This is a genomic window from Pseudoalteromonas sp. EB27 (genome assembly GCF_001974875.1).
Taxonomy (GTDB): domain Bacteria; phylum Pseudomonadota; class Gammaproteobacteria; order Enterobacterales; family Alteromonadaceae; genus Pseudoalteromonas.
This window is the reverse complement of sequence record NZ_MTQD01000025.1, coordinates 21,146-27,728: the sequence shown is the minus strand read 5'-3', so window position 1 is coordinate 27,728 and position 6,583 is coordinate 21,146. Positions and strand designations below refer to the sequence as shown.

The window sequence follows — 6,583 nt, the reverse complement described above, 5'->3', positions numbered from 1 at the left end:
CGCGGCATGGCTGCATCAGGCTTGCGCCCATTGTGCAATATTCCCCACTGCTGCCTCCCGTAGGAGTCTGGGCCGTGTCTCAGTCCCAGTGTGGCTGATCATCCTCTCAAACCAGCTAGGGATCGTCGCCTTGGTGAGCCATTACCTCACCAACTAGCTAATCCCACTTGGGCCAATCTAAAGGCGAGAGCCGAAGCCCCCTTTGGTCCGTAGACATTATGCGGTATTAGCAGTCGTTTCCAACTGTTGTCCCCCACCTCAAGGCATGTTCCCAAGCATTACTCACCCGTCCGCCGCTCGTCAGCAAAGTAGCAAGCTACTTTCTGTTACCGCTCGACTTGCATGTGTTAGGCCTGCCGCCAGCGTTCAATCTGAGCCATGATCAAACTCTTCAATTAAAAAGTTTTATGTCTTTCGACAGCTCAATGAATTCTGAATTTTTTGTTTTTGTTGCCAAAAACGAATTGACTGTGCGTTATTATTTTCACTTTTAAAAAAGTGAAGTCAAAACAGCTCAAGGCTGAATCTTTTAATAACATATGGTCACTCAGTTTCAATTGAGACTCTAATTTGTTTGCCTCGCTACCTAAGTAGGTTGGCTGTTAGAACTCAATCTGTACGAGTGCCCACACAGATGATTGCTTTATATTGTTAAAGAACGTTTTGAGTCGCTTTAGCGTCTCAAGGGATGCGAATAATACACCCTTTATTTTTCGAGTCAACACTTTGTTTTAAACTTTCTTTTGGAAGATTTAAAACCGAAGTTTTATTTAACTCTCTGAGTTGTTCCTGCCTCGCTATGCGTTGGCGTTTCCCGTCTCAGTGGGGTCGCATTATAGGGAGATCCGAAAACAGATCAACCCTTTTTTTAGATCTTTTTACTGTTCGAACAAAAATAGAACAAAACCACGTAAAACTATATGAAACCCCGCCTAAGGTGATGCTTTTTTGTGCTCTTATTTATAATTTAATACAAATATCATTGCTATGTTTGATTTAGACGTTAAGATAGCAAGTTCACAATGTTAAATTAATGTTTATTTCCTGTTTATTGGTAGATCTAAAATGAAATTACCCGATCAAAAATCTTTTATCTTCTCTGTTATTCTTGCTGTAGTTGGTTTTGTTGTTGTTGAGTTTGCTTTAGGCGGCTTAGCTTTAAACCCTGCATTACTATTTGGTGCTGGTTTATTAATAGGTGCAATTGCTATTGCTGCAATTTCATCTGATGTGACTGAAGAAGCTGAAGTTAAAACAAAAACGCTTTATGTTGGTAACCTTCCTTATCGTGCAAACGAAGGTGTGGTTCGTGCATTATTTGAAGAACAAGGCAAAGTATTCAATGTTCGTTTATTAAAGGATAAGAATACTGGCAAACGTCGTGGCTTTGGTTTTGTTGAAATGGCGCAAGCTGATGCAGACAATGCAATTGCTAACTTGAACGATAGCGAGTTCCAACAACGTACTTTAAAGGTACGTGAAGCAAAACAAAAACAAGAAGATGATTCTAATGCTCTACGTACTGAGACGGATCAGTCAGTGTAACTAGCTTTACCGCTAGCTTATTGCTAAACACATCAGCCGTTGCATAATATTGCAGCGGCTTTTTTATGTCTGTCAGTTTATTCATACGTAAGTTAAGTTGCTTAAGTAGGTAGTCGACTCTGTTTGCTATCGCTACACCTGAATCAAGTAATTTAACCTTTCCTTCAAAATACTGACTAATAGGCTCTGCTAGTATTGGAAAGTGCGTACATCCTAATACAAGTACATCTATGGTTTTGTCTATATGTAGGTCATCAAGCACTTGATGCAACTTGTTTATATCCAAGGACTCTGTAAAAAAGTATTGCTCAGCTAAAGTTACTAACGCCACACTACTATATAGATTAACGATTACATTACGTGCATGTTCAGCAATTAATGTTTTAGTGTATGAACTGGCGACCGTGGCTGGTGTGGCTAATAAGCCAATATGATTTGAACGTGTTAACTCTGCCGCAGGCTTTATTGCTGGCACAACGCCTACAATAGGAATATCCGTAATTTGACGAACAGCACTAAGTGCAGATGTAGAAGCGGTATTACACGCTATTACAATTAAATCAACGCTAAGCGTATTAGCTTTAATGAAATGAATAAGTGAGCATAATCGGTTAATGATTGTCTGCTGGGATTGAGCACCATAAGGTAGTAAAGCATTATCCATAAAATAGCTGTATTGAGCATTTGGGATACTGTGCTTTATATGCTCAAGTACAGTAGTTCCACCAATACCTGAATCAAAGACCATTATATGCGCTGACAAACTACTGTTCCCACTTTACTTTAAGAACGGCAGTTTGCCATGAGGTATTTATAAAAGAAAGTAGTTTAACTTTGCGTGGTTTCTAAATCAGCAAGATCGTCGGCTGCCGAATTTAACTGATTAAGGTTTTCGAACATAGACTTTGTGTAATCTACTAACTTATCTATTTGTTCCTGATCTTGATTTAACCACTGTAGAATGCCAGCTAGTTGATTTTGTAATCCAAGTTCGCCCGCTTTTTCAAAAGCATTTTTAAGGTCATCATTAAAGGGAGCTAAGCCCTCTGATACTTGTTTTTCTGGTGCTGGTTTATATTCTTCATAGCTTTTAACTGTGGCTATTGTTTTTGTTTGGCGTAAATCCATAGAAAAAGCCACCAGCTGGTCACTGTCTAAACTCAGCTCTTGAGCTTGTTCAAATGCTTCATCCAGGTCACCACCAAAAAATGTTTTACTTAAATCTTGTAAATCTTCCATCATCGCATTAATAGCTTCTTGCTCTTGCTCGTTTAAGTCACCATTAACCGACATCGAAAATGATACCTGTCGAGATTGCGATGATGAGCTTGCAAACGACTCGCTATTACTGTTTTGCTGATAGCCGCTTGCCGATTGAGATTCAAATGCATCTGCAAAGCTGATACTTACCTCATCGCCTTCTGCGGTGGTAAATTTATACTCTGCATTACTCGTCATACTGACATATTGAGCCTGGCTTATATTTACGCTGGCAGGTTGTGGGTTAAATAATGACTCTTCAAATTCATCAAGCCCATTGTAAATACCCTCTTTAGATTTATTAATGCCCTCTTCCATGTCGTCATTAAATACGCCAGTTCCTTTGAGCTCATCAACCGCGTCATCGATCCCTATTTGGACTCCTTTGCGCGCGTCGCCTAACATATCTTTGAGCTTTTCGTCATCAGCGCCGTTAGCTTTTGCTTTATTAACAGCACTACTTACAAAATCGAGTACGTTTTTTACTATTTCATCAAAATCAAATAGTGGTTTATCTGCTTTTTTTTCTGCGATAGGTAATCCAAGCTGCTCAGCCATTTTATCGCCAAGCACCTTTGCGGCCAACTCTCGACCTCGTTGTTGATAGCTATCTTGAGGAGACGTAATTGTAGGTTGCTGTATATCAGCTTTATTGTTGAATTTATTGATGTTGTTGTTTGGCGTAAAGCCATAATTACCTATTTTCATGATTCGTCTCCTAAGCGTGCGTAGTTTATTATCGGCTATAACACTAAAAACTAAAGTACAATGTTCAATAAAACAGCATAAATGCTAGCCAAAACTAGACAAATACGCAGCGCTCCCTACAATAGCGCCGATAAACAGATCTTAGATAAGGTAGTAGCGTTAATGGCAGTTATTAAAATAGATACCACACAGTACCAAGCGCAGTTAAGTGAAAAAGAGCAGCGTATTAGTGCACAGTTCCAACGTTTTGGTGTGGAGCAATTAGAAGTATTTAGCTCAGAGCCAACTAACTACCGCCAACGTGCTGAATTTAGAGTATGGCACGATGGTGACGATCTGTTTCACATTATGTTTGATCAACAAACAAAAGAAAAAATCCGTGTTGATACATTTGATCCCGCAGCGCCTCTAGTAGGTGAAATAATGCAGGTGATGATTGAGCATCTTAAGCCTTGTGAAATATTACGTCGTAAGTTATTTCAAATCGATTACCTATCAACGCTAAGCGGTGAAATTTTAGTAAGCTTGCTTTATCACAAACCACTTGATGATGAATGGTTAAGTGAAATTAAAGCGCTTAAAGAAAAACTAAGCAGTAAATACAAAATTGACTTTATAGGCCGCGCTCGCAAACAAAAAGAAGTGCTGGGTGATGACTTTGTAACTGAGCGTTTAACAGTTAATGGTCAAGAGCTTATTTATCAACAAGTAGAAAATAGCTTTACTCAGCCTAATGCAAAAGTAAATATTAATATGTTGGAGTGGGCACAAGATTTATGTAAGCCACTTAAAAATGATTTATTAGAACTTTATTGCGGTAACGGAAACTTTTCTATTGCGCTAGCAGGCTCTTTTAATAAAGTATTAGCGACGGAAATATCAAAATCATCTGTTCATTCTGCTCAATACAATATTGCTAAAAATAACGTAGAGAACTTAGATATTATTCGTATGTCTAGTGAAGAGTTTACTCAAGCAATGAATGGCGAACGTACTTTTTCTCGTTTAGACGGTATTGATCTTAAAAGCTATGACTGCCAAACCATATTAGTTGATCCACCGCGCGCAGGCATGGATGAATTAACGTGTGACTTAGTGGCTAACTACGAAAGCATAATTTATATATCGTGTAATCCAGAAACCCTTGAGCGTGACCTTGATCACTTAACACGTACGCACAACGTTAAGCGCTTTGCTATATTTGATCAGTTCCCTTATACGCATCACATTGAGTCGGGTGTTTTCTTACAGCGTAAATAACCAACCAAAATTAAAGTGCCAGTGCTTTTATAAGTGCTGGTATTTGCTCTTCACTAAATACTTGAATTTCATTCTTTATTAATAATGCTGCAGTTAAACCTAGACCTTCTATTTTTACTCCGCGATGCTTTCCATCATATATTGTATTTCGTCCGCAAGAAGGGCTCGATTCTTTAAGTAGAGCAAAACGAACTTTATTTTTTTTACAAAGTTCTAGCGCTATATTAGCTCCAGTTTGAAATTGCTCTGTTACATCTTCTCCTGAATTAGTAATTACTCTCCCCTGTATTATTTCAGCAGGAGCTCTAGGAGTAGATAGCCCACCAGCAACTTCAGGACAAAAGGATATTATTTTCTTATTACTTTGCCATACCCGTAATTGTGGATGCTGTAATGTTTGTCCTTTCCCATCATAACGAACAGGCTGCCCTAGCAAGCAACTCGATACTAATATTTTTTCCATTGCTACATCCTTATAAAGCAAAAAAGCTCCCTGAGGAGCTTTTTTAGTTTTAGCTAAATTTATTTGCTAGCTAAATAATTAATCAGTTTACCAATGTCTTCTGGCTCAGTAATACCCGACTCACGACCTAGGTTTAATTTATACTTACCATTTACAATAAATGTAGGTACGCCACGTAGTGCGCCTTTTTCTTTGAAGTAGTCCTGATCGCGTTTCATTTTAGAGCTCAGCGTACGTACCGAGAAGCTTTTGAAAAGTTTATCAAACTTATCGCCATCAACGCCCTGTGCTACAAATATATCTTTTACATCTGCAAGCTCATTAAATTTAGCGCGCTTGGTATGGATATGATTAAAGATTGCAGAGACAATTTTATCTTTTTGCGGAAGCACTTCTGCAGTAGCAAGTGCCTGGCTCATCATCTGTTGATTTTCAGGGTCACGTACACCTACAAAATCAACATGGCTCTTTTTAAATTTAACGTTTTTATCAAGCTTAGGCTTAAATTCACCAATTAATGCTTCCATGTTATTACATGCAGGGCAGTAAAATGAGAAAAACTCTTTAATTTCTGGCTTTTTAGTTGCTCGCTCAGAAACCACATCGTAATGCACGCCCTCTTCGTACGTTGCTGCAAAGCTTGTTGCCGCCATAGGAAGTAGTACTGCAAGCAAACCTGCTTTAACTAATTTAATCATTATTATGCTCCGAAATTTATAGTGCTAATAAAAACGCTACTAACTCATCAAGTTCTTTTTGGTTTTTGATGGTATTGAGGTTTATTTTATATTTATCGTTAACAATAAAAGTAGGTACACCTGTAAGTGCGCCTAATTTTGAATATTTATTTTGTTTGTTTTGCATTGCTTGCTCAGCCGAAATAACTGGCATGCTTGCAATTTCTTGATCAAACGTTGCGCTATCAATACCGTTTACTTCAAGTAATTTTTTAACGTCTTTCATTTCAGTTAACGGTGCGCGTTGCACATGAATACTTTTAAAAATTTGATCGCTAATACTCTGCGCCTGACCATGCTGCTTAGCAATTAAGTAGGCAAAGCTTAAATTACTTTGTGCTTGTGGTGACACGCCACCTAAAAAGTTCACGTGGTTTTTAATAAACTCAGCACCTTCTGGTAGGCCTTGTTCAATTGCTTTTGCTACGGGTTCAAACTTAAAACAATGTGGACAGTAAAATGAGAAAAACTCGGTTACTTGTGGCGATGTACTTTTGTCTACATCAATAACAGTGTATTGATTATCAACTTCAAACTGTGCAGCAAGTGCTGCAAATGGTAAACATAAAAGTAATAAACTCAGTTTTAATTTTTTAAGCATGTATATCTC

At 38.2% G+C, this 6,583-nt stretch carries 7 protein-coding genes and 1 rRNA gene; 2 read left to right on the top strand and 6 right to left on the bottom strand.

Annotated features, from left to right (window positions below):
* Positions 1 to 398 (bottom strand): 16S ribosomal RNA (locus BW142_RS20135); the annotation flags it as partial.
* 667 nt (positions 399 to 1,065) lie between these two features.
* Here BW142_RS20135 and BW142_RS20130 point away from each other — a divergent pair.
* Positions 1,066 to 1,545 carry an RNA-binding protein gene (locus tag BW142_RS20130; RefSeq protein WP_024596401.1) on the top strand — a complete coding sequence of 160 codons (480 nt, stop codon included), beginning with the start codon at positions 1,066 to 1,068 and terminating at the stop codon, positions 1,543 to 1,545.
* On the opposite strand, the gene murI is transcribed toward BW142_RS20130, so the two are convergent.
* Positions 1,508 to 2,308, bottom strand: a complete 801-nt coding sequence (gene murI / locus BW142_RS20125) for a glutamate racemase (protein ID WP_076926103.1) — start codon at positions 2,306 to 2,308, stop codon at positions 1,508 to 1,510. The two genes, BW142_RS20130 and murI, sit on opposite strands and share 38 nt — an antisense overlap.
* 65 nt (positions 2,309 to 2,373) lie before the next feature.
* Positions 2,374 to 3,513 carry a DUF5610 domain-containing protein gene (locus BW142_RS20120; protein ID WP_076926102.1) on the bottom strand — a complete coding sequence of 380 codons (1,140 nt, stop codon included), beginning with the start codon at positions 3,511 to 3,513 and terminating at the stop codon, positions 2,374 to 2,376.
* 162 nt (positions 3,514 to 3,675) lie between these two features.
* Between BW142_RS20120 and trmA the strand changes: the two genes are divergently transcribed.
* Complete coding sequence (gene trmA / locus BW142_RS20115) at positions 3,676 to 4,773, top strand: tRNA (uridine(54)-C5)-methyltransferase TrmA (protein ID WP_076926104.1); 1,098 nt, start codon at positions 3,676 to 3,678, stop codon at positions 4,771 to 4,773.
* A 10-nt stretch (positions 4,774 to 4,783) separates the two neighbouring features.
* Here the strand turns inward: trmA and BW142_RS20110 are convergent, their stop codons facing one another.
* From BW142_RS20110 to BW142_RS20100, 3 genes are read right to left on the bottom strand one after another with little or no spacing between them, the layout of a single operon-like run.
* Entirely contained in the window at positions 4,784 to 5,236 is a 453-nt protein-coding gene (locus BW142_RS20110; protein WP_076926101.1) for a DUF523 domain-containing protein, read from the bottom strand.
* 59 nt (positions 5,237 to 5,295) lie between these two features.
* Positions 5,296 to 5,934, bottom strand: a complete 639-nt coding sequence (locus BW142_RS20105) for a thiol:disulfide interchange protein DsbA/DsbL (RefSeq protein WP_076926100.1) — start codon at positions 5,932 to 5,934, stop codon at positions 5,296 to 5,298.
* A 16-nt stretch (positions 5,935 to 5,950) separates the two neighbouring features.
* Positions 5,951 to 6,574 carry a thiol:disulfide interchange protein DsbA/DsbL gene (locus BW142_RS20100; protein WP_007586563.1) on the bottom strand — a complete coding sequence of 208 codons (624 nt, stop codon included), beginning with the start codon at positions 6,572 to 6,574 and terminating at the stop codon, positions 5,951 to 5,953.
* Positions 6,575 to 6,583: the final 9 nt, after the last annotated feature.